Below are 23,754 nucleotides of genomic sequence, written 5' to 3'. Positions count from 1 at the left end.
TAGATTGCCTAACATAGAAGTTTATGCTTCTTATTAACTAAATCTACTCATCCTTCCTGTGACTGAGGATGCGAAGCTTTGCAAATAGGTTAAATATCTAAGATGCAGCTGTTCCTCATAAAAGAGTTCAATTTATTTCAATTAACAGAATGATTTAACCATCCAAAAGATTCTAAATTGGAAAAGACAATACTTATACGACTTTTTAAGGTAATTTTATTGGTTCTATTAGGTATAGGGATTGGGTATGTTTTTGCCGGTTTTCTGCAACAGGATGATGTTGTTATGAACCAAACTAGGTTCATTTATAAACTTATGTTTATCTATGGGCCCTTGATTGCCCTGCCCATCATATATGCCTTTTTGATCTATGCTTTTCTGTTTGCCTCAAAAGAGTTTATTAAGTCCACACTTTTTACAGGTATTGTCCTTGTTTTGATATTGATGGTATTATTTCCGGTTTACGAGTTGGTTAAGAATACATTTGGGGTGAAAGAAGATAAATATGCCAAACGCTTTCATCCTTACCTTCAATTAATGCCTCCACAAGTGGATGCTCAAAATTACCAGTCGTCGAATTACAATATATTTTGCCTGGGTGGTTCTACTACCCAATACACAAACAGTGAAGGTATGGGGTGGCCTGCCATGTTAGAGCAAAGTTTAAGGGTAGGTCTTAAAACTGATTCAATAGATGTTTATAATCTGGGAATGCAGTGGTATACAACCCAGCATTCTTTGATAAATTATGAAGTGAACATTAAGCATTACAGACATGATGTGTTAATAGTAATGCATGCAATCAACGATTTATTGCATAACGCTGATTTTAGCTCTTTTAGTAAAGGTGCTTTTCGTGAGGATTATGGACATTTTTATGGCCCGGTGAAAAATGCATTTAAAAAGCCAGGATCGCTGGTTAGATCTATAGCTGGTTCATTTGGTCAGTACTGGTATGCTGAGCCAACGGTTTTTGTAGATCAGAAAGAATACCCGGGACTTGAATCTTTTGAGAGAAATCTTATTAGCCTCATTGAAGTAGCCAATCTTAAAGGTGTTAAGGTTGTATTAATGTCCCAGCCAAACATTCTTCACGCTGATTTATCCGATGAAATCAAAAGTAAGTGTCAGATGATCAATTCAGAGGCAGTTGGGAGTGGCAAAAAATGGACTTACGAAAGTGGTATTACAGGTATGGAAAAGTATAATCAATTGGTTCGAACCCTGGCGAATGAACAAAAGGTTGTTCTGGTTGATTTGGAGTCTGTTGTACCAAAGACATTGGAATACTTTACTGATGAAGTGCATTATACTGATGCTGCCTATCCTTTAATTAAGGCCGAAATAGCAAGGGTGTTAATGGAAGAAAAACTGATTAATTCAACAAACAATGGAAAATAGCAAAGGACTTCTGGTTAAAAAGGTTTCAGCCAAACAAATGGTGGATTCAGGAATGGCATTAGTGCTTTTATTGTTAATCCTAAGTTTTATAACAAAGTCCTCGGTTTTGGTTATTGCAGCTACTGTTGTACTGGTTATAAACATGTCACTACCAAAACTATTATCACCCTTTGCTTATTTGTGGTTGAGTTTATCAAATATACTGGGCTGGCTGGTGTCCAAGGTATTATTATCGGTAGTATACTTTATGCTGGTATTACCAATTTCATTCATTCGACGTCTTCTTCAAAAAGATACTTTACAACTCCGACAATTTAAACAGACTGACAAATCTGTGTTTATAACACGTAACCATCAGTATTTAGCTGATGATTTAAAGAATCCATTTTAACTTAATTTTTGTCAGACCATGGAATTTTTAACAGAATTATGGGCTTTTATTAAGCAACGAAAGAAGTTTTGGTTAATACCTTTAATTGGGGTGCTTTTGCTTTTTGGTGTTCTCATTGTGCTGTCTTCCGGATCAGCTATTGCTCCTTTTATCTACACACTGTTCTAGTATGGGTACATATATTCTTGGTATTTCAGCTTATTATCACGATAGTGCGGCGGCCATCATTCATAATGGTGAAATAATAGCAGCGGCTCATGAAGAACGTTTTACAAGGAAGAAACATGATCCCGGTTTTCCTTCAAAGGCTTGTCAGTATGTAATGGACGAAGCCAATATTGTTGCTGAACAGATCGAAGCAGTTGTGTTTTATGACAAGCCCTTTGTAAAGTTTGAGCGTTTATTGGAAACCTATCATGCTTTTGCACCTAAAGGTTTAAGTAGCTTTGCAACGGCCATTCCAGTGTGGATCAAGGAAAAATTATTCCTTAAGCAAAATATTCGGAAAGAGCTTAAAGAGCTGGGGTTTAAAAAGCCGCAGCTCTTATTTCCTGAGCATCATTTGTCTCATGCAGCCAGTGCATTTTACCCTTCTCCATTTGATGAAGCGGCCATTTTAACGGTTGATGGTGTTGGTGAGTGGGCTACAACTACTATTTGTCATGGTAAAGGAAAGGATATTACAATTATTAAAGAGTTGCATTTTCCCCATTCACTGGGGCTGCTCTACTCTGCATTTACCTATTATACTGGTTTTGTAGTTAATAGTGGAGAATACAAGTTGATGGGATTAGCTCCCTATGGTAATCCTGATTCTGATGAAACCAGACGTATAAAAAAACTGATTCTGGATGAACTGGTCGACTTAAGACCGGATGGGTCATTAATACTTAATATGAAGTACTTTTCATATGCCACAGGATTGAAGATGGTAAATGAAAAGCGTTGGGAAAAACTCTTTGGTTTTAAGGCTCGAAAACCAAGTGAAACACTTACCCAGTCTTATATGAATATGGCGCTGGCCATCCAACAGGTAACTGAGGAGGCTGTAATAGCTATGGCCGAGTCTGCAAAGTCATTAACAGGAGCCACTAAATTAGTGATGGCCGGAGGTGTAGCACTAAATAGTGTTGCCAATGGTAAATTGTTACAAAGTGGATTGTTCGAGGACATCTGGATTCAGCCGGCAGCCGGCGATGCCGGTGGGGCTGTAGGTGCAGCTTTATGTGGCTGGCATTTATGGAAAGGGCATAACCGTGTGTTGAATGGTGCACCGGATGGGATGAAAGGAGCATATCTGGGACCTGATATAACTGATAAAGATATTCAAAAAGCACTGGTTAAATACGAAGCGGTTTATAGTCACTATTCTGATTTTAAGGATCTTTGTAAGATAGTTGCCGAAAAATTGGATGAGGGCAATGTGGTTGGCTGGGTTCAGGGACGTATGGAGTATGGTCCGCGTGCACTTGGTAACAGATCCATCCTTGGTGATGCCAGAAATCCGGAAATGCAAAAGAAAATGAATTTGAAGATTAAATACCGGGAAGGATTCAGACCTTTTGCTCCAAGTGTACTGGAAGAGGATATTCAAAACTATTTTGATATTAAAGTGCCTTCTCCTTATATGTTGATGGTAGTTCCGGTTCAGCCTGAACGGTTGAATACCTTGCCGGAAGATTATAATGAACAAGAATTGATGCAACGCTTGTATTTTCAGAGATCAGATATTCCTGCAGTAACACATGTTGATTATTCAGCCAGACTTCAATCAGTGAATAAGGATACCAATTCCCGTTATTGGGAGTTGATTAATACCTTTAAAGAATTGACAGATTATGGGGTGATTGTTAATACTAGTTTTAACGTGAGGGGGGAACCTATTGTCTGTGATGCTGATGATGCCTATCGTTGTTTTATGCGAACAGAAATGGATTATTTAGTAATAGGCAACTATCTGTTCGAGAAGACAAAACAAAAAGAGTGGGATCAGAAGGACAAGTGGCAGGAGGAGTTTAAATTGGATTAGTCCTACATAATATAGCAACCTTGAAAGTTTTAAAATTTCCTTACCCATACAAAGCCTGGTTTACCCTATGCAATGATCCGGATCATACCACACCAGAACGTTGGAAAATTATTCATCGTTTGGTTTGGCAAGAACTGGGGCTGCCTTTTGGTGACGCCTTGTTTGTAAGTTCTCATAATCAGTATCTGAATGACCAGGTAAACCTTGCAGATCATGGTCAGGCTATTTTACAGCATCCTTATGATATTCTTCATTCATGGGGCGATTTCCGACATGCCGGAAAAAGAGCCTTTGACAGAGAGGATGCTATTAAAGCAATTGAGCTACTAAAAGCCTACGGTTTAGAGCCCAGAGTATGGACCGATCATAGTAACTTTACCGGGAACTTCATGCATAACAGCGAAATGGGAGCTGTTCGATATACTGTGGATGCCTCTGGCTATAGATATGAAAATCAACGATACTCCATGGACTATGCTTATGACCTTGGTATCCGCTATATATGGGATGGTAAACTTAGTTCAGTAATCGGGCAGGGTGGATCACATCATAACTGGGTATTGCGCCAGAAAATGATCAGGTTTGTCAGCAAGATTATTTCAAAACTATTTGCAGAGTACAGTTATTCAATTGATCCTCATGAAGATTTGAATGATTTAACCTACAAACCTCTTACTTTTCCTGACGGGCACACTTTTTATGTGTTCAGACGCTATGGGTTATGGAAATATGCGGATATTGATGGTTTACCAAAGTTAGTGAATAAAGCCACATTGAATCAATTAATTAAAAAGCAAGGAACCTGTATTCTGTACACTCATTTGGGTAAAATGCAAAAGCGACTGGCTAATGGTGAACAATATATTATTCCTGACGCCACTATCAATGCTTTGAATCTTCTTAGAGATAGCTACGAGAAGCAAGAGATAATGCTTTCGCCCGTAAGTACTTTGCTTGATTATTGTGTCATTCGTGATCACATTCAAATCGACAATCAAAACAAGGTCATTCGATTTACGCCGGATGGGATACGTTTTGCAAAACTGAATGGTGAAGATCTGCAAAACAAAAAGTTTAGTTTTATAGGAAACCAAAGTATTAATGATTTCAGTATTGAAACGGGTACAGATTGTAATTATGAGATTATTCAAAATCAATCTGTTCAAACAATAAAATTTATTTGAAAGTAATGGAATATGCCAATGTCATTAAGCCAAAGGACAAAGTTTTTGATTTAAGGCTTAAAGAAATATGGAGTTACAGGGATCTGCTGGTGCTTTTTGTACGAAGGGATTTTGTTTCGGTGTATAAGCAAACGATATTAGGTCCCGCCTGGTTTTTTATTCAACCACTTTTTACTACATTTATCTATACATTTATATTCGGAAATATAGCCGATTTACCGGCTGATGGCATCCCGCATAGTTTGTTTTACCTGGCAGGTATTACAGCCTGGAACTATTTTGCAACGAGTCTGACAACAATTTCTGATACATTTGTTAGTAACTCTAGTTTGTTTGGTAAAGTCTATTTTCCAAGGGCAGTCACACCTTTGTCAATAGTATTTTCAAACTTAATTCAGTTTGGCCTGCAACTATTGCTTTTCCTGCTTATATATGTCTATTATGTAATCATTGGAGTACCTGTTTCGATAAGCCCAACATTGGCATTATTTCCACTATTAGTCATAATGATGGCCTTATTAAGCTTGGGGCTGGGAATGACTATTTCGTCTATGACCACCAAATACCGAGATCTTAAGTTCCTTATCAAATTTGGTATACAATTGGCGATGTATGGGTCATCTGTGATCTACCCACTTTCAGAGATTCCAGAGCAATATAAAATATGGGTAATGATCAACCCAATGGTTGGTATCATCGAGACTTTTAAATATATGTTCTTCTCTGTAGGAACTTTCTCTTGGGGATTGTTATTCTACAGTCTGGTATTTTCTGTTCTTATATTCGTCATTGGTCTGGCTATTTTTAATAAGACTGAGAAGAACTTTATGGATACTGTTTAAGGGTTAAACATGAGATTGAAGGTTCATATACTGATTGTTAGTTTATTGTCTATAGCGTTATTTTCCTTAAAAGCATCGGAATGTAAAGTGAAAATAATCTTCAGATACGACGACTACTCTTCGGATAGCGACACTAAATTGGAAGAGCAACTATTTAAGTTGTTCAAAGAAAATGATATACCTTTAGTTGTTGGAGTTATACCTTTTCATAAATCAGAGGAAGATTTTATGGAGGCGGATTCTAGTAAGGGATTGAGTGATGATAAAACAGAGTTGTTAGATAGGTACATAAAGTATGGTATTGTTGAGGTAGGTTTACATGGATTTTCTCATTTTAATAATAGCATTGATATCAATAATAAATCAGAATTTAAAGGACTGCATTATTCGAAGCAACACCAACTAATTTCTTCCGGGAAAACCTATTTGGATAGCGTTTTTAATATTGATTGCAGAACTTTTATTCCTCCCTGGAATAGTTACGACAGTACAACTGTGAAAGTTTTAAAAGAGCTTGATTTTAAAATAGTCTCTTCAAATATTAATCACGATTTCAGTTTTAATGACGATAGCATTCTATTTATGCCCTACCAATCAGATATTGATGAAGTTGATTCCTATTTAGTTAATGCAGAAAGCTTACAAGCTAACACTCAAAAATACATAGTGGTATTGTTCCACTCTTACGATTTCCAAAGTAATGATTCATGCAGATCCGTAATTCAGATAGAAACCTTAGATAAGTTGTTAAAGCATTTACACAATTTAGAAGGAGTTTCGTTTACTACTTTTAATGAAGTATATGAAACTATATCAGATAATAGTTCATTTTCCAAAAGTCATATATGGCGTAAAAAGTTGAATAAAAAGCTACCATCCTTTTACAATATTGAGAATACTTCTTTACTAATGGAATGGAAGATTTATCGTACTTCAATCTTTCTGAAATTCCTTTCGTGGTATTTATTAATGTTATTTGCAGGAATTCTAAGCGGTATTGTTGTTATTCGTATCCTTAAGTTCAAACTGGTACTCTTCTTCGTCTTATCTGTAATTATTCTTTTAGTTGTTATTAATGTAAATATTTCTGAAACGTATTATAAAATATGGAGTTTGCTTCTTGTATGTATTGGCATGTGGGGCAGTGTGTTGTTTAATATTATGCGTGAAAATTATAAGTTTAGATGAAACCAATAATAAAAATAGAAAATGTCTCTAAGCAATATCGATTGGGTACAATAGGAACAGGCACCCTTTCTCATGATCTAAATCGTTGGTGGTCAAAAATGAGAGGTAAGGGTGATCCTATTCTTAAGATTGGTGAAATAAATGACAGAGCAAATAAGGGTAACTCAGAATATGTATGGGCCCTTCGGAATATTAATTTTGAAGTGATGCCCGGGGAAGTTGTTGGTATCATTGGCAAGAATGGGGCCGGTAAATCAACATTATTAAAGATATTATCAAAGGTAACTGGACCAACAACTGGTAGTATTCAATATGATGGCAGGATCGGTTCTTTGTTAGAAGTTGGTACAGGCTTTCATCCTGAGTTAACAGGTCGTGAGAATATTTTCCTGAATGGTGCAATTTTAGGAATGAGCAAATCAGAAATACGTTCGAAACTGGATGAGATTGTAGATTTCTCAGGTTGTGAGCGCTATATCGATACTCCGGTAAAAAGGTACTCAAGTGGAATGAAGGTACGACTGGGTTTTGCAGTGGCTGCACATTTAGAACCGGAAATTTTGGTTGTTGATGAGGTGTTGGCAGTAGGAGATGCTGAATTTCAGAAAAAAGCCATTGGTAAAATGCAGGATGTATCACGAAATGATGGACGAACAGTCTTGTTTGTAAGTCATAGTATGGGGGCTATTCAGTCTTTATGTAGTCGATCTGTAATACTTGATGCAGGAGGTGTGAAGTTTGATGGGGATGTGAAAGAAGGGATTGAAATTTATCTGAATGATGGTAATAAGGGATTGAATGGTAGTGATCTAAGTACTTATACCGATAGAAAGGGACATTTAAAAGGTAAACTTATTGATCTGAGTGTTGGATACGAGTATCAGAATAAGGTTGTTCTGGATTCCAAGAAAATACCAATAGGTTCGAACTTAATAATCAGGTCAAAAATTGATAATATCAGTGCCGAGGTTCGGAAATTTGATTTTTCAATCATCATAACCGATAGGTATGGAGTGAGGGTGACTTGCGTTAGTAATGAATTTACTAAAAAGGAGCTGATTCTTGAAAAGGGCGTAAATGAGTTTGAATATAAGGTCTTTAATCTAAGTCTTTTGCCTGATATCTATTATTTTAGAATCTGGATGAAGGATCAGTATGGAGTAATGGATGTTATAGATGATGTAATGGAAATTGAGGTGGTAGAATCCAATATTCTTGGATCAACAGCTTTGCCTAATTCAAAACTTCATGGATATGTCTTGTTTCAGCAAGAACAAAACAAAATATCATAACTTATGTCTTTGATTCCTATCGTTGTAATAGCCTATAATCGCCCGCATGCATTAAAAAGAGTGTTACATTCGTTAAGCACAGCTAGCTATCCTGAAGGAGTTAATGTAGAGCTAATAGTAAGTATTGATTATTCGGATAATACAGATTGTTCGGAAGTTGCCAACAGTTTTAAATGGGAATTTGGCAAATATCGCATTATACAACACGATCAAAATCTGGGGTTAAAAAAGCATGTTCTTTCATGCGGAGATATGTCAGAGGGAAAGGACGGAATCATAGTCCTTGAGGATGATTGTTTCGTAAGTCAGGACTTTTACAGTTATGTCGTTCAGACGTATGAATTTTATAAGGCCGAGAAAAGAATATGTGGAATTTCCCTCTATTCATATTCAATAAATGAATTTGTTGAAATGCCATTTATTCCTTTAAAAGGTAACTCGGATGTTTACTTTATGCAGGTACCGAGCTCCTTGGGGCAGTTTTGGAGTCGAGAGTCGTGGTTGAATTTTAAACTTTATCTTAATGAAACCAGTGAAACGATCAGTTCGACAACTCATATGCCTCAAAGGGTAACAAACTGGTCAAGGCAGTCGTGGAAAAAGTATTATTATGATTATATGGTGACGAAGGATCTACTGTTTGTTTATCCATATGTTTCAAGAAGTACCAATTTTGGTGATTTAGGCAGTCATATAAAATTCCCAACGCAATTGTACAATGTTCAGTTATCGTGTGGTGATAATGTGTTAAAACTTACGACACTTGAGTCTAATTCTATAATTTACGATGCCTTTTATGAAATTATGCCAGAAGGCATAAGTACGTTATCAAAAGGATTAAAGGTGAATTTTGTGGTCGATACATATTGCCTTAAGGATGACATGCTAATGGACAAGGAATTTGTTCTTACTACATACAAAACGAACCAATATAGAGAAAAATACGATACAACCTTGCAGCCTTTAATTTGTAATTATATTCATGGTTTGGAAGGTGATGGCTTATATCTTGTTCCTACATCGGTTTATTTGACGTTTAAAGAACGTTATTGTGATAGAACCATTATTAAAAAGCATAACTTTTTAAGTTATCAGGAAGGATTTTATAATGGAAAACATTTTGTGTACGATTCAAAAACTTATCATGTGGGTAATGTTATCCGAAAATTAATAGCGTCGGTCAACCCTTTTACCAGGAAAAATTAACCCAACCTATATAATCAATAGTGAATCAGGTATTTATATTAGGTATAGCTGGATATCCCAATGCCTATACTGCCAAAATTAGTCGATATAAAGCAATAACTCAGAATGTTGCAAGTGAAGGAAATCAAGTTTTTGTTATAAATAGAGAAGTTCGCAATACGGTCGTTTCAGATGGTTCTGATGTTAAAATATATAATGCCAGCAATTTAGATGTAAAAAGTTATACGGTTCATAAATACCTTAGAAAGCTTGTTGGGCTTTTTGAATTTTTTAGATTATTGGCATTAATCAGCAGAAAAGTTCCAAAGGTTTTTATTGTGTATACTTCGTCTCCTGCACGTTTTTTGAGATACCTTTTATTTGCGAAACTCTTAAATGCGAAACTTGTATATGATTATGTAGAAAAAGTGAGTGAGTTTAATGATACGGGTCATTCAAGACAAAGATTAAATTATGCTAAGCTATTTGAGAAGTACTTGATAAGAAAGTCTGACGGGGTTTTTGTAATCAGTGAATTCTTGAAGAATGAGCTTTCTCGCAATGATAAAGAAATAAAACTTTTTAAAATACCTGCTATTTTCGATTTCAAACTAATTGAAAATATACAAGCAAAAATGTTTAATTATAATTACCTGCTGTATTGCGGTACAACAGATTATATATCTGTTGTTAAGTTTGTAATTGAAGCATTTAAAAGCGTCCAATCTGATAGCAATGTCAGACTTATATTGATTTTAAATGGGCAAGATTCTTTAATTGATGATTTAAAAAGAGAATTGGAGGATACAAATCCAGAGCGAATTGAAATACACAGAAAGCTTGAATATAATGACTTATTGGCATATTATAAAGGAGCTTTAGGACTTTTAATTCCATTAAGAAATATTGTTAGAGATATAGCTCGTTTCCCCCATAAAATTTCAGAGTATAGCGCTAGTAAAAGCATTATTATTTCGAATAATGTTGGTGAAGTAGGTTTTTATTTCAAAAATGGAGAAAGTGCTTTGCTTGCGGATAAGTATGATGCGAAGGTATATGGAGAATTGATACAGAAAGTGGTAGACGGAGATATTATGATTGAACATATCAGGGATGAAGGTCATTTAGTTGGTTTAAATAATTTCGATTCAAATAATTTAAATGGCTTGACTCAATTTTTTAATAGTTTATAGTATTAATTATAGAATGTTAATAGTAAGTTCAGTTCTTGTTTTCTTAATTATCCTGGGCATTTTTCATTTTCGTTATCCATTTATTTATAAGCATAGAGGCAAACAAAAATGGTCAGTGGGAATCAGTAGGAGTGATGAAAATACACTAGGTCATATTGTTTCAACACTGGACAGCGAGACCTTAAAGCAAAAGTATGGTTTTGATGGCATTGCTGATCCATGGATGATATCTGCTGAAGATGGTCTTTACCTTTTTGTTGAGGTTCTGAAAGTGTTTAAGGGTGAATTAAGAGTGTTCAAATCGAATAACCTTCTTGATTGGACTCTGCTTGGAGAGCCTATAAATGAGGAATTTCACTTATCATACCCACAGGTCATTGAAAAGAACAATACCTACTACCTACTACCCGAAACAGCAAAAGCTGAAAAAGTAATATTGTATAAGAGTACAAACTGGCCATTGGGATGGGAACAAAGTGAGACCTGGCTGGAAGGAGAGTACCTGGATACCACATATTTTGAATTCAAGGGAAATCATTATCTGATTAATGTAGACCGCAATTCTGTTTGTCACTTGTTTGTATCTTCCGAATTTGAGAATGCCAAATGGCAAGAGCACCCCAAATCACCATTGGGTATAGGTAATCGCTTCCGTCCGGGAGGTCGCCCAATTGTTACTGATCAAGAAGTGATTATACCGGTTCAATGTCGAAGAAAAGGATATGGAACGGCCGTTTATCAATTGATTTTACATAAACTATCGGCAACAGAGTTGAAATTCAGGAAAGGTAAAGCAATGCTGAAGGCCATAGATGGAACTGTATTTAATTCAGGTATTCACCATATGGATTATTTTAACTTCCGGGATAAGGACTATATGGTGTTTGATGGCAGAGGGGGTAAAGGAGCAGTTTATCGAATCATCAACTTTAAGAGATCATTTAAAGAAAATATATACGATTTATTATCCTCAATTCATTATCCGAAGCACTTACCATTTTTGGATAATTGGTAGTGTAAAGATGGGCAACAAACTATGTGTAGAATTATAGGAGAATACAGACTCGCCGAAAATTTAACTGAGCAAAGCCGCTTTGAAGAGTTAACTCAATTGAGTAAAAATGGAGGGCCTGACGATACTGATTTTTACAGGAACGAGCGGGTACAGTTGGGCTTTAACCGTTTGGCTATTCTGGATTTGTCGGTTGCAGGCCGGCAACCAATGTGCAGCAATAGTGGCAGATATATTATTGTTTTTAATGGTGAAGTGTATAACCATTTGGATTTGAGGGCAAAGACTCCTGATTACCAATTCAGAGGAAGTAGCGATACAGAGACCATATTAAGCGCTCTTGAAAAATGGGGGCTACGTAAAACCGTTGAACTGTTGGATGGTATGTTTGGTTTGGCCATTTACGATACATTGGAGGATTGCCTGTATTTGGTAAGGGATTTTGCAGGAATTAAGCCCATATTTTATGGCTATAACAGGAAGGGTCTAGTGTTCGCAAGTCAGTATGATCAGGTAAGTAAGCACCCATGGTTTATAAATGAAGAAATTGATCAGGAAGTGCTGAGTTTATATCTGAAGATGCAGTATGTACCAGCTCCTTTAGGCCTTAAAAAAAACACAGGGCAAGTGTTACCCGGTGAATGTATTAGTATTAATTCAAAGGGGGAGTTGAATAAATGGCGCTATTGGGAATTACCTGACAAGGTTGACAACTCTATACAGCACTGGAATGAGGCAGTTGAATTTGTAAATGAACAGTTGGAATCTACTGTTAGGTCTCAATTAATGGCTGATGTTCCATTGGGGGCTTTTTTGTCAGGGGGTATCGACTCTGCTCTGGTATGTTATAATGCTAGTAAGAATTTAAATGATCAATTGTCGACATATACAATCGGTAGTGATAGTGCAAGGCATGATGAAACGGAGGATGCGAAGACTGTAGCCCAAATGTTAAATACCAAAGGGCATTATGACCGGATGAATGCAAGCTCAGCATCCAATTTAATGGAAGAGGTATTTGGAGTGTTAAGTGAACCCTTTGCTGATTTCTCAATTATACCAACTTATTTGGTTTCAAAGCATGCGCGATCAGGTTTAACAGTGGCATTGTCAGGTGATGGTGGTGATGAACTGTTTTATGGTTACGAGCGTTTTGAATCCATTTCAAAAAACAGGTCTTTAGCCAATTGGCCATACTTAATGCGATATATGGCTTATGGTGGGGATAAACTACTGTTAGGTGGGAAATATTTAAATAGTGGTGTTGTGGTAAATAAACAAGCTATAGCACATATGAACTTGCATGCCCGGTTTGAAGATGAGCAACTTTATGGAACTTTTCCGGAATTTAAGGATACGCATTTTAAAAATGGTTTTGGTGTTTATACTTATTCCAATTCAACCAAACTGGATGACCTGTTGAATAATATGCGTAAAGCTGAGTTTTACGGAATGATGCAAAAAACACTTTTAAAGGTAGATCGGGCCAGTATGGGAGTTGGTCTTGAAGTCAGAGTTCCATTCTTATCAAAAGTTTTTATTGAGGCCAGCTTAAAGGTGAATTCAGTCTTAAGCTATGGGAATGGTAAGCGAAAGCACATACTAAAAACAGTGCTTAAAAAGAATATGCCCAAGTATAATTTTAATACCAGCAAAAGAGGGTTTACAGTGCCCTTAGGGCAATGGATGCGTGAGGATCTCAAAGACTACATGTACGATCACCTGCTTTCCAAAAGTTATCTGGATAGTTTTGGATTGAATAGTGCTGGTATAGAGCATCTTTTAAGTCAACATATCAATAAGGGATTGGATAAGAAATGGCCTTTATTTACTTTATTATCATTATTTAAATGGCAGGAAAAACAAAACGGTTAAGAGTTCTCTTTACAATTCCAAATTTTGATACTGCCGGCAGTGGTAAGGCATTGTTAAAAGTGGCATCAAGGCTAAATCCTTATCGTTTTGATGTTCAAATAGCCTGTATACACAAAAGAGGTAAATTTTTCAAAATGGTTGAAGATTCCGGTTTTCCGATTCACATAATAAATTACTTACATCCTATGTCAAATCGCATTTCGGGTTTAAGGCACTGTATAAAGGTGGCAAGGCAGTTTCGTAAAATAAAACCGGATATCATTCATTCATATAATTACAGTGCGGATTACTCGGAAGCATTAGCTGCACAGTTAGCCGGGTGTAAATGGGTTTATACTAAAAAAAATATGAATTGGGGTGGGGCTTCTGCCAATGGATGGAAGTTAAGGACCTGGTTAGCCAATCATATCGCGTATCAGAATCATGATATGAAGACTGAGTTTTTCCCGGATTCAACAAAGGTATCATATGTGCCACGTGGGGTTGATATGGAGGAGTTTAGTCCTGGCCAACCCAAAGCAAGCATAAGAGATGAGTTTTCATTGAGTGGGCGTGAATTTGTATTTATGTGTGTAGCCAATCTGGTTCCTGTAAAGGGAATTGAAGTGTTGATTGAGGCTTTTGCCAGTTTGAATGATAAGGACAAAGATTTGAAACTAATTATAGTGGGGGATGATCAGAATGACTATGGTCAACAACTTCAGCGAAAGGTTAAAGAAGAGTATAAGCTAGAGAATGTTGTATTTACAGGCAAGCGTTCCGATGTAAAGGATCTGTTGCATCTGTGTGATGTATTTGTATTACCAACATTAAATGAAGGTCGCCGTGAAGGCTCCCCGGTTGCCTTATTAGAGTCAATGGCCAGTGGATGTTTGGTATTGGGATCTGCTATCGCTGGGGTTAAGGATCAATTAAAGGAATTTCCGAATTTACTTTTTGAGGCAGGGAATTCAGAGCAATTGAAAGAACGCATGCAAGCTTTATTTGAACTTAATGAAGCAGATAAAGAGCATTTAAAACAGCAGTTGGTTGAATATGTGAAAGCTCAACTTTTGATCGAGCTTGAGGTACAGCGTCATGAAGCGCTGTACGAGAAGATATCTTAGATAAATTTAACCATTCATTTTTAAACGCATAATTATCAATTCCAGGAGTAAATCATATAAGGAAATAGCAGGGTACTGTATACTGGTACTTCTCATGTGGATACCAAGTGTATGGTTGTATATGTATGATGAATGGATAACAACTTCCGGGAAAATTGTACATTCAATAATTCGTTTGCTATTATCGGTTCTATTTCTCGAGTTTTTTGTTTTAATAAAACGAAAGTCTCATAGAGCATTGGTTTTAATACTGTTTTTCATAAGTTTTTTCGCTGATGTCACGTTCTTATATGCATATAAGGGTTTTCACAGCACATCAAGTATGCTGGCCCTTTTTAATACCACAAAAACGGAGGCACTGCAATATATAACTCTAAATTGGGTATTGTACTTTGTGGTTTTAGTTGTGTTGTTTGTTTTTGGGTATCTCGCTTTGAAACTGAATTTTTCATTGGTCAAAAGTTCGTATAGTTATAAGTTGATCAAGTTAGTAGGTGTGCTTCTCATTTTGTTGGGCACACAGAGTGCATTCACGTATTTTAATAACCCTTTAGAGTTAGGTTTAAAGTCAAGCGTCAAATTAAACGTTCTCAAGCATTATCCGGTTAATTTCTACTATCGTTTGTATGAGAAAGTAAGGTACGATCAGAAAAAGAATCAATATCTGGCTAATGTTAAGAGTTTTAGTTTTGATGCTTCGGTTCAGGACTCGGTAGTAAGGAATAATACGGTTGTTTTTATTATTGGAGAAACCCAACGAGCAGATCTTTATCATCAGGAATTAGCTAAACATACTGATCAACTGCAACATTTCGATCAATTTAATTTTGTGCCGCTTCCCAATTTCTATTCAACAGCTAATTCAACCGCTTATTCGTTTCCATTAATGGTAACAAGAGCGACAGCGAGTAATCCTGAACTTAGTTTTAATGAACCTTCAATAGCTAAATTGTTTTCCGAAGCTGGTTATAAGACATTTTGGCTGGCCAATCAGAATCTCTTCAAAGGGCCTGAGGGGAAAAGTTACAAAGAAGAAGTGGATGTGTTTAAGCCTTTGTGGAAGCAAGGAGGACTTGATACAGTAGTTTGGGAACCATTAAAGGAAATTGTTAAAGACACCGCTTCTTTGAAGTTTCTTTTAATAAATCTCAAAGGTAATCATTATCGATATGAGTATCCGGAAGTGTTTGAGCTGTATCAGCCAAACTTAGAATCTGAAAACGTTTATGCGTTTGATAAAAGTAATGAGCTATATTTCCGTAATAGCTATAACAATAATACAGCCTTTCAATTATCTATACTTGATTCAATTCATAGTATCATAAGTGAGATAAATGGGCCAACTTCTTTGTTTTTTAGTTCTGATCATGGAGAAAGTATGTTTGAACCGCCCCATTATTTTTTTGGACATGGAACTTCAACTTTACCCTTGGAACAGGTTCATTGTTTCTCTTATTTTTGGTTCAACAATTACTATATTAAGCAATTCAAAGGGCAGTATGAGAATATAAATAATAATAGTAGCCAGCCTTATTCTTTTGATTATATTTTTGAGACATTGGCAGATCTTGGGGGGGTGCATTATCAGGGAAAAAATGTTGAATACTCAATGGTTTATAAAGAACCGATGCTGTGTGATACTATAAAGGTTAGGACTGGTGAAAGTATAACAGTCATTGATGTTAGTTCAGTTCATTAAGAAAACAAGGGAAAAGAAACAACCAGCGGGACATTTCAATAAAAAGTGATGATAACAAAACGTACAGCCATAATTCCGGATATACCACAATTTGTCGGCATTAAAGATGAATTAGATTATAAATCGATTTGTTTTTTTGCTGCCACCAACTTCTTCCTCGGTGAAAATACTTATTATAAGAAATTGAAATGCTTATTGCCGGGTACGGAGTATACACTTTCGGACAATAACGAAGTGCTTGAACAGAAAAGGTGGTTCGATTGGCATTATTCTCCCAGAGATATTCGATTGGACGAGGTAGTTGACGAGTTTAGTCATTTATTTAAGACTATAACAGAAGAACAAACTCAGGGTAGAAGGGTAGTTTTGCCATTATCGGGAGGACTGGATAGTCGCACACAGGCAGCTGTTTTAAAAGGGCACCCAAATGTTTCATGTTATTCGTATGAATATCCAAATGGGATAAAGGAAGCCTCATTCGGACAGAAAATAGCTTCAGCCTGTGGATATGATTTTACTCGCATGGTGACTCCTGAAGGCTATTTATGGGAGAAGCTTGATGAGATTACATCATTGATGCAATATGGTGGCGACAGCACAGCGAGCAGGCAAGCCGCCTTTATGGATGATTTTCCACTTATGGGAGATACCCTGTTCCTTGGTCACTGGGGTGATGTATTATTTGACGATATGGGCCTTGATTCAAATCGTAACTATAGTGATGAGGATTATATAGATATAATGATCCACAAACTTAGTAAACGGGGAGGTGTGGAGCTGGCTAACGATTTATGGCAGGCCTTCGGTTTGTCAGGGTCATTTATGGCTTATTTTAATGAGCAGGTTGGTGAACGTCTGGCAGATATCAATATCACTGATCCAAATGCCAAGATACGTGCGTTTAAGTCGCTTTATTGGGCTCCGCGTTGGACAAGCATGGCCATGCCTATCTTTGCTAAAAACATGGAAATCAAGCTGCCATACTATGATGACCGTATGTGTAAATTTATTTGTACAATTCCAGAGAAGCATTTGGCCGGACGACAGGTTCAGATCGAATACCTGAAAAAGGAGGCTCCGGAGTTGGCCCGTATCCCATGGCAAACGTTTGCCCCACTTAATTTGTATACTTATAAGCGTTACAATCATATCAGTAATCTGCCTAATAGAATTATGACCCGTTTGCGCTATGATTATAATCGACTGGTTAAGCCCAAAGGCTTTGTAACACGTAACTGGGAAATCCAGTTTTTAGGAACTTCAAATCAACAACAATTAGCCTATTGGCTTGATAATAATAAAAAGCTCAATAAATTTATTCCGAAGGAGCTTACAAACAAGTACTTCCAAGCTTTTAAAAAGGGTAAATGTGTGGGGAATGCACATCCGATTTCAACCCTATTAACTTTTAGTGCTTTTGTAAACGGAAATTTATGAGCGATATACCTTTGTTGTCTGTTGTAGTGCCTGTGTTTAATGGAGAGTACTACATCGAAAAAACATACAATAATATTCTGCAACAGAATTATTCAAATCTGGAAATAATTTTTGTTGATAATAATTCTGAGGATCTTACGAGTGAAACGGTTGAGAAACTGATTGAAAGTGATCAACGGGTACGGTTATTTTTTGAATCTAAGAAAGGCGCCGGAGCTGCACGAAATACTGGGATTAAGAGTGCCAGAGGTGAGTTTATCTGTTTCCTTGATTGTGATGATGATTTAGTTCCTGATAAATTTCTGAAACAAATTGATTTATTACAGACATTTAAGGACGCTAACTTTATAATTGGAGATACCTTGAAAATGTATGCCGATAGTACTCATAACTATGTGATAAAGCAAAGTTTACCAGAGGGATGTTTAATTGAAGGACGCAAGGTAGCCTTCCAATGGATGGCTAATTTTGGTCAGTTACCTCACCATTGTTCTGGTTTATACAAGACAGATTTTGTTCGCAAAATTGAAGGATACGGTGAAGCTTTGCTTAGTGGCGAAGATGCTTTCTTTCTGGTTAAAGCGGCCATGCATGGAGCTTTCGTTTATCAGTCCGAGGTTTATTATGAATATATGCGTCACCCTGATTCGACAGTAAGCGTATTGAATCAGAAGATGAACCCATCCTATCGGTATCTAGAGCAATATTTAACGTATTATGCCGATTATTTATTCGGAATTGATTTAAAATCAACTGAGGATAACGATGTTAATAAGGTTTTTTTGTTTGCTCTTATGAATTGGGAACAATCCCAAAAGACATTTGAATCAGGAGAAAATGATGTATTAAATGAGTTTTTAACTGGATTTAATCAATTTGGTTTTTTGAATAATTCTAAGTGGAAACTGGCATTTAAATTAAGGTTTTTAGGTAAAAAAATATTGAATAGATTGTTTTAATGATTATCGCCATTTTTTCCGGAGATATTCCGAGCTCTGCTTTTATCGAAAGATTAATACATGATTTATCTAATAAAGATTTTCAAATCTATCTTTTTGGTAAACGGAAAAAGAAAGTCAACTATAATAACAATGTAAAGCAAATATTCTTTCGTCAAAATCGTGTTATTATCGTATTGGCTCTAATCAGTGAACTTATTAAATACTTATTGGGGCCATTTTCTGTTCAAAAATTAAAGCAGCTACACTGCTTCGCCAGAAAAGAAGGGAATTGGGCCTTTTATTATCAATTGTTATTGGTGATAAATAATAAACCGGATGTTTTCCATTTACAGTGGATTAAGGAAGGTCATAAGTGGCTAATATTAAAGGATTTTAACGTAAAAGTGGCGGCCAGTTTCCGGGGGTCGCACATTAATTATTCGCCGGTTGCCGATTTAGCTTTAGCTGATAAATATAGGCAAACATTTCCACTATATGATGGTTTTCATGCAGTCTCACAGCGAATTGCTCAACGTGCTCAGGAATATAATGCTCCGATAGAAAATATAAAGGTTATTTATACGAGTGTTTTAAATTCTGAAGTGACTTCACCTGCAATAAGTGCAAGTGATACTAAATTTCGGATACTATCAGTTGGCCGCTCACATTGGATCAAAGGTTATCAATATGCATTAGAAAGTATAGCAGATATTGTGAGCGATTACAAATTTGTTGAATACTGTATAGTTGGCGCCGATCCACGTGACGAAGAGTTAATATACAATGTGAGTAATCTAGGATTGCAAGACTTTGTAAAGCTTATCGACACAGTTCCGCATCATGAAATGAATAACTATTATCGGAGTGCAAAACTACTGTTATTGCCAAGTCTTGATGAAGGTATAGCCAACGTTGTATTGGAAGCCATGAGTCAGGGGTTACCTGTTGTATGTACAGATTGTGGTGGAATGGGCGAGGTCATAGTTAATGGTGAAAACGGTTTTTTGGTGCCGATAAGGGATTCTAAAGCTATTACGTCTGCCTTTCGGTATTTTATAGAAATGGAAGATAAAGATCGCTTATGGATTGCAGAGCAAGGACGAAAGACTGTCTTACAAAAATTTTCTGTGGAACGACAAATTGAAGAGTTCAAACAGTTTTATACATCATTTTTAAAGTAAGATGAAGGTATTTATTGGAACCCGTAATTTTTTAAGTTTGCAAGAAGAGCGGCTTTTGGTCAATTTTGTAAGGCCATTACTAAACTTAAGAAATCTGAATGAAGATGAACTGGAGCTTAAATATGGCTTTTTTTATAGAGATTTGGTTCCTGTACAGCAGATTGAAGAGGCTGATTTTGCCGTATTGCCAATTGGATTAAACTGGTATTATAAAAACCATCAAATCACAAGTGTTCGTCAACTGTCGGATAAGAGTAAAGAGCTGAAAATTCCTTTATTAATAACAAATGAAGGAGATTTTGGTGTTAAGTCAGTTGATCCTGAAAATATTATAATAAGGCAAAGTGGCTACGAGTCACATAGATTGCCTAACCAACACGCTTCCACGGTGTTTATTTCTGATCCTGTTCAGGGTTTTTTTAACGGAAATATTGAATACAGGCAAAAAGGAGACAAGGCAAAAGTTGGTTTTTGTGGACAAGCCGCTTCAGGTTTAATCAGAGGTGCAAAGGATAGTTTTCGTACAATAGTTCGTAACAGTTTATATTATGCCGGTCTTAGTGTTTACGAACCCCAGGTGATTAGGTCATCAACCCGAAGACGTAGCCATTTATTGGAAAGGTTAAGGACATCTGATTTAGTGGAAGATAATTTTATTATACGTGATAAATACCGGGCAGGTGCAAATACACCTGAAGAGCGGTATCAAACGACATTGGAATTCTATAATAACATTGTCGATTCGGATTATATACTTTGTGTCAGAGGAGGTGGGAACTTTTCGGTGCGAATTTATGAAACACTTGCCATGGGGCGTATTCCTTTGTTTGTGAATACCGACTGTGTTTTGCCTTTCGATCGTGTTATCAACTGGAAGGAGCATGTAGTGTGGGTTGATGAACCTGATATGAATCGTGTTGATCAAATATTGGCTGATTTTCATGCAAATCTTCATCCGGATGATTTTATGCAATTGCAGATTAATAACCGTGAATTATGGGATGAATACCTGTCAGGAAAAGGGTTTCATAAACATTTAGTGAGTGATATCATCCAACCTCTTGTGAAGAAGGGCCAAAGCAAATGAAAATTGGATTAATTCTTTCAAAAGTACCAGGATATAGTGAGACCTTTTTAGTAAATAAAATAAAAGGTCTGCAAGAGGCAGGACATTCAGTTTTACTATTTAGTAATGCCAAGGGTAATAGTAGGGTATTTGCCGGAGCAAAGGTAGTCTCGTCCATTCAGAAAGGAACGGGAGTCAGAGGTAATCTTCATAACCTGAAGGTTTTAATGATATTGATTCGGAGACCGGGTAGGATGTTAGCTTTTCACCGCATACTGGCTGGTGAAGGTTATTCATTGTCGGAGCGAAACAGACTATTACTGATAAATGCGCATATATTACCCTATTATTTGGATTGGCTGCATTTTGGTTTTGCTACTTTAATGTTGGAGAAAGAATTTACAGCCAAAGCTATGAGTGCAAAAATGGGTGTGAGTTTAAGGGGCTATGATATTAATGTGTATCCCTTAAAACATAAGGCATGTTACAAGTTGGCCTGGAGACAAATAAATAAAGTTCATTCTATATCGACCGCCTTGTATAAGTCTGCTATTCAGCAAGGACTTCCTGAAACTGTAAAGTGGACGTTAATTACACCGGCCATTGATTATATTTTTTTTCAAAGAGCTCAAAGAAAAGATTCCAATACAGATGTCATACAATTGCTAACGGTTGGACGTTTGGCGTGGATTAAAGGTTTGGAATATGGCTTGGCTGCTTTAGCTTTATTAAAAAATGAGGGTATCCGCTTCAAGTATACGATTGTGGGTGATGGAGACCTTTATGAACGACTAAAGTTTGCCATATATCAGTATGAACTGGATGATCAAGTGGAGCTGGTTGGTAAAAAAACACCGGAAGAGACCGTAAAATATTATCAATCTTCGGATATTTACCTTCAGCCCAGTTTAGATGAAGGTTTTTGTAATGCCGTAATAGAAGCGCAGGCCTGTGGCTGTTTATGCATAGTGTCCGATACAGGTGGACTAAAAGAAAATATTATTGATAATAAAACCGGTTGGCTGGTTCCCGCACGGGTTCCTGAAGCATTGTTCCGTAAAATAGTTGAAGTGAATGCCTTATCTGATATGCAAAAAGAAATTATTCGTCAACAGGCACGTCAGCATGTTGAGACCAATTTTAACTTGGCTGATCAAGTAACACTATTTACCCGTTTTTTTGAAAATGCAGACTCCATATAAAAAAGCCTATTTATTTTCTTTTCTAAGGTATATCAAACCTACCTGGTATTTCAACCTAAAGTCCGATTTCCCACTAGTTACCTGGATTTCTGAAGAACAATTAGCCTCAGAAGAAAAAGCATTAATTAATACTGAAGAAGTATACTCAAGTGATGAAGCTAGGCAGGCAGATATTGCTTGGCAGGCCTGGCAGAAGGGTTTTTTGAAAAAGGTGAGTGAAGGAGAGAAAGGTCTGCAATTAGGATCTATCAGGGTTCAGGATGAGTATCGTTTTGTTGCTCGCTATTTTAATCGCATATGGTTGTTTTATATACTGTTAGTTCGCTTGGTGGGTTTGAAAAATCCCATCTATGAAATTAGCTCTTTCATAAGAGCCTTAGAAATTAAAAGAATCAATCCATCACAACAAACGCCGGATAAGAGTGATGTAAAAAGTTTTGACAGCGAGCTGCTAAAGAAGAATCTTTTGGTCTCTGTTGTGATTCCCACGCTGAATCGCTATAAATACCTTGAAGATGTAATGAAGGACTTGGAGATGCAAACATACTCCAATTTTGAAGTGTTGGTTTGTGACCAATCTGAACCTTGTCAGGAATCCTATTATGAAGCCTTTAATTTAAATATCCGCTTATTTCCTCAACAGGAAAAAGCCTTATGGCTAGCGCGTAACCGTTGTATAAAGGAAAGTAAAGGTGAATTAATTTTGTTGTTTGATGATGATTCACGAGTAGATTCGGACTGGATTGAGATGCATATTCGTTGTCTGGATTATTTCAAAGCTGACATAAGTGCTGGTATTTCTATTTCAACAGTAGGCGCAAAGGTTCCGTCCAATTACAACTGCTATCGATGGTCCGATCAGCTGGATACGGGTAATGCAATGCTTTATAAAACTGTTTTTGAAAAGACAGGTCTGTTTGATCGTCAGTTTGAGAAGCAGCGAATGGGAGATGGTGAGTTTGGGATGAGGTGTTATCTATCAGGATTCGTAAATATTAATAATCCGGATGCCTGTCGCTTGCACCTTAAGGTGTCTTCCGGAGGTCTCAGACAAATGGGTAGTTGGGATGCATTCAGGCCTAAAAAGCTGTTGTCGCCACGACCGATCCCAAGTGTTCTATATTATGCAAATAAATATTTTGGACGTTTTAATAGTATATTGTGGCTGCTAATTACTGTGCCACCATCCATTATTCCATATAAGTGGAAAGGGAGTAAATTGTTAATGCTAATGGGATTTGTATTTTTGCCCCTGATATTGCCATTTATTTTACTGCAGGTTATCATTAGCTGGCGAATGGCGAGCTTGATGCTTCAGGAAGGTGCCAAAATTGAAAGTTACATAATTGATGTCAATCAAGTGATGGAATAGGCTATAAATCAATATTCAACGCAACTAGGATGGGTTGTACATACCATGTTTATTAGTTTACCATTAAAAGAACCTAGAAGTAGGTTCAATGCCTGTTGTAAATTGTTAAACGATCCAATTGTATATCTTAGAATAGTTCTCTTCTATAGGGGAGTCAG

At 36.6% G+C, this 23,754-nt stretch carries 20 protein-coding genes; all 20 read left to right on the top strand.

The genetic code is table 11. From position 1 onward, the window contains the following. The first annotated feature begins 177 nt into the window (after positions 1-177). On the top strand, positions 178-1,401 hold the full coding sequence (locus KEM10_RS12430; RefSeq protein WP_212216334.1) for an SGNH/GDSL hydrolase family protein: 1,224 nt from the start codon (positions 178-180) through the stop codon (positions 1,399-1,401). After that, entirely contained in the window at positions 1,391-1,792 is a 402-nt protein-coding gene (locus KEM10_RS12425) for an SxtJ family membrane protein (RefSeq protein ID WP_212216333.1), read from the top strand. Before KEM10_RS12430 ends, KEM10_RS12425 begins: the two co-directional genes overlap by 11 nt. Positions 1,793-1,810: 18 nt before the next feature. Continuing rightward, positions 1,811-1,960, top strand: coding sequence for a DUF5989 family protein (locus tag KEM10_RS24980; RefSeq protein WP_394369439.1), 150 nt, complete (start codon positions 1,811-1,813; stop codon positions 1,958-1,960). A 1-nt stretch (position 1,961) separates the two neighbouring features. Then, the gene (locus KEM10_RS12420) at positions 1,962-3,821 is read left to right on the top strand and encodes a carbamoyltransferase family protein (RefSeq protein WP_212216332.1); all 1,860 of its coding nucleotides are present in this window, start codon (positions 1,962-1,964) and stop codon (positions 3,819-3,821) included. A gap of 20 nt (positions 3,822-3,841) precedes the next feature. Continuing rightward, positions 3,842-5,005, top strand: coding sequence for a hypothetical protein (locus tag KEM10_RS12415; RefSeq protein WP_212216331.1), 1,164 nt, complete (start codon positions 3,842-3,844; stop codon positions 5,003-5,005). Positions 5,006-5,010: 5 nt separating this feature from the next. Then, entirely contained in the window at positions 5,011-5,847 is an 837-nt protein-coding gene (locus KEM10_RS12410) for an ABC transporter permease (protein ID WP_212216444.1), read from the top strand. Positions 5,848-5,856: 9 nt separating this feature from the next. Then, positions 5,857-7,035, top strand: coding sequence for a DUF2334 domain-containing protein (locus tag KEM10_RS12405; RefSeq protein WP_212216330.1), 1,179 nt, complete (start codon positions 5,857-5,859; stop codon positions 7,033-7,035). Beyond that, positions 7,032-8,327 (top strand): ABC transporter ATP-binding protein, encoded by a 1,296-nt coding sequence (locus KEM10_RS12400; protein WP_212216329.1) that lies wholly within the window; start codon positions 7,032-7,034, stop codon positions 8,325-8,327. The genes KEM10_RS12405 and KEM10_RS12400 overlap by 4 nt, the downstream gene beginning before the upstream one ends. 3 nt (positions 8,328-8,330) lie before the next feature. Further along, complete coding sequence (locus KEM10_RS12395; RefSeq protein WP_212216328.1) at positions 8,331-9,533, top strand: glycosyltransferase; 1,203 nt, start codon at positions 8,331-8,333, stop codon at positions 9,531-9,533. A gap of 20 nt (positions 9,534-9,553) precedes the next feature. Then, the gene (locus KEM10_RS24760; RefSeq protein ID WP_212216327.1) at positions 9,554-10,705 is read left to right on the top strand and encodes a glycosyltransferase; all 1,152 of its coding nucleotides are present in this window, start codon (positions 9,554-9,556) and stop codon (positions 10,703-10,705) included. 13 nt (positions 10,706-10,718) lie between these two features. After that, positions 10,719-11,720, top strand: a complete 1,002-nt coding sequence (locus tag KEM10_RS12385; protein WP_212216326.1) for a glucosamine inositolphosphorylceramide transferase family protein — start codon at positions 10,719-10,721, stop codon at positions 11,718-11,720. A 21-nt stretch (positions 11,721-11,741) separates the two neighbouring features. Continuing rightward, positions 11,742-13,592, top strand: a complete 1,851-nt coding sequence (gene asnB / locus KEM10_RS12380; protein WP_212216325.1) for an asparagine synthase (glutamine-hydrolyzing) — start codon at positions 11,742-11,744, stop codon at positions 13,590-13,592. Then, complete coding sequence (locus KEM10_RS12375) at positions 13,568-14,698, top strand: glycosyltransferase (RefSeq protein ID WP_212216324.1); 1,131 nt, start codon at positions 13,568-13,570, stop codon at positions 14,696-14,698. The genes asnB and KEM10_RS12375 overlap by 25 nt, the downstream gene beginning before the upstream one ends. A 496-nt stretch (positions 14,699-15,194) precedes the next feature. After that, positions 15,195-16,397, top strand: a complete 1,203-nt coding sequence (locus tag KEM10_RS12370) for a sulfatase-like hydrolase/transferase (RefSeq protein ID WP_317196664.1) — start codon at positions 15,195-15,197, stop codon at positions 16,395-16,397. A gap of 48 nt (positions 16,398-16,445) precedes the next feature. Continuing rightward, on the top strand, positions 16,446-17,834 hold the full coding sequence (locus KEM10_RS12365) for an asparagine synthase-related protein (protein ID WP_212216322.1): 1,389 nt from the start codon (positions 16,446-16,448) through the stop codon (positions 17,832-17,834). Then, on the top strand, positions 17,831-18,793 hold the full coding sequence (locus tag KEM10_RS12360) for a glycosyltransferase family 2 protein (RefSeq protein ID WP_212216321.1): 963 nt from the start codon (positions 17,831-17,833) through the stop codon (positions 18,791-18,793). Before KEM10_RS12365 ends, KEM10_RS12360 begins: the two co-directional genes overlap by 4 nt. Next, on the top strand, positions 18,793-19,956 hold the full coding sequence (locus KEM10_RS12355) for a glycosyltransferase family 4 protein (protein WP_212216320.1): 1,164 nt from the start codon (positions 18,793-18,795) through the stop codon (positions 19,954-19,956). The genes KEM10_RS12360 and KEM10_RS12355 overlap by 1 nt, the downstream gene beginning before the upstream one ends. 1 nt (position 19,957) lies before the next feature. Further along, the gene (locus tag KEM10_RS12350; RefSeq protein WP_212216319.1) at positions 19,958-21,043 is read left to right on the top strand and encodes an exostosin domain-containing protein; all 1,086 of its coding nucleotides are present in this window, start codon (positions 19,958-19,960) and stop codon (positions 21,041-21,043) included. Continuing rightward, positions 21,040-22,224 (top strand): glycosyltransferase family 4 protein, encoded by a 1,185-nt coding sequence (locus KEM10_RS12345; RefSeq protein WP_212216318.1) that lies wholly within the window; start codon positions 21,040-21,042, stop codon positions 22,222-22,224. The genes KEM10_RS12350 and KEM10_RS12345 overlap by 4 nt, the downstream gene beginning before the upstream one ends. Beyond that, on the top strand, positions 22,208-23,596 hold the full coding sequence (locus KEM10_RS12340) for a glycosyltransferase family A protein (protein ID WP_212216317.1): 1,389 nt from the start codon (positions 22,208-22,210) through the stop codon (positions 23,594-23,596). Before KEM10_RS12345 ends, KEM10_RS12340 begins: the two co-directional genes overlap by 17 nt. Positions 23,597-23,754 lie beyond the last annotated feature (158 nt).

Source organism: Carboxylicivirga linearis (assembly GCF_018271995.1).
In the GTDB taxonomy this organism is placed as follows: Bacteria; Bacteroidota; Bacteroidia; order Bacteroidales; family Marinilabiliaceae; genus Carboxylicivirga; species Carboxylicivirga linearis.
Note: the sequence above shows the minus strand (reverse complement) of the source record. Positions and strands in the feature narration are given on the sequence as shown.

Bases quoted from the DNA above. Each gene is read 5' to 3' on its own strand.
- KEM10_RS12405 (WP_212216330.1), top strand. From the start codon at position 5,857: ATGAGATTGAAGGTTCATATACTGATTGTTAGTTTATTGTCTATAGCG.
- KEM10_RS12365 (WP_212216322.1), top strand. From the start codon at position 16,446: ATGATAACAAAACGTACAGCCATAATTCCGGATATACCACAATTTGTC.
- KEM10_RS12400 (WP_212216329.1), top strand. From the start codon at position 7,032: ATGAAACCAATAATAAAAATAGAAAATGTCTCTAAGCAATATCGATTG.
- KEM10_RS12360 (WP_212216321.1), top strand. From the start codon at position 17,831: ATGAGCGATATACCTTTGTTGTCTGTTGTAGTGCCTGTGTTTAATGGA.
- KEM10_RS12410 (WP_212216444.1), top strand. From the start codon at position 5,011: ATGGAATATGCCAATGTCATTAAGCCAAAGGACAAAGTTTTTGATTTA.
- KEM10_RS12375 (WP_212216324.1), top strand. From the start codon at position 13,568: ATGGCAGGAAAAACAAAACGGTTAAGAGTTCTCTTTACAATTCCAAAT.
- KEM10_RS24980 (WP_394369439.1), top strand. From the start codon at position 1,811: ATGGAATTTTTAACAGAATTATGGGCTTTTATTAAGCAACGAAAGAAG.
- KEM10_RS12355 (WP_212216320.1), top strand. From the start codon at position 18,793: ATGATTATCGCCATTTTTTCCGGAGATATTCCGAGCTCTGCTTTTATC.
- KEM10_RS12395 (WP_212216328.1), top strand. From the start codon at position 8,331: ATGTCTTTGATTCCTATCGTTGTAATAGCCTATAATCGCCCGCATGCA.
- KEM10_RS12425 (WP_212216333.1), top strand. From the start codon at position 1,391: ATGGAAAATAGCAAAGGACTTCTGGTTAAAAAGGTTTCAGCCAAACAA.
- KEM10_RS12350 (WP_212216319.1), top strand. From the start codon at position 19,958: ATGAAGGTATTTATTGGAACCCGTAATTTTTTAAGTTTGCAAGAAGAG.
- KEM10_RS12420 (WP_212216332.1), top strand. From the start codon at position 1,962: ATGGGTACATATATTCTTGGTATTTCAGCTTATTATCACGATAGTGCG.
- asnB (WP_212216325.1), top strand. From the start codon at position 11,742: ATGTGTAGAATTATAGGAGAATACAGACTCGCCGAAAATTTAACTGAG.
- KEM10_RS12385 (WP_212216326.1), top strand. From the start codon at position 10,719: ATGTTAATAGTAAGTTCAGTTCTTGTTTTCTTAATTATCCTGGGCATT.
- KEM10_RS12345 (WP_212216318.1), top strand. From the start codon at position 21,040: ATGAAAATTGGATTAATTCTTTCAAAAGTACCAGGATATAGTGAGACC.
- KEM10_RS12340 (WP_212216317.1), top strand. From the start codon at position 22,208: ATGCAGACTCCATATAAAAAAGCCTATTTATTTTCTTTTCTAAGGTAT.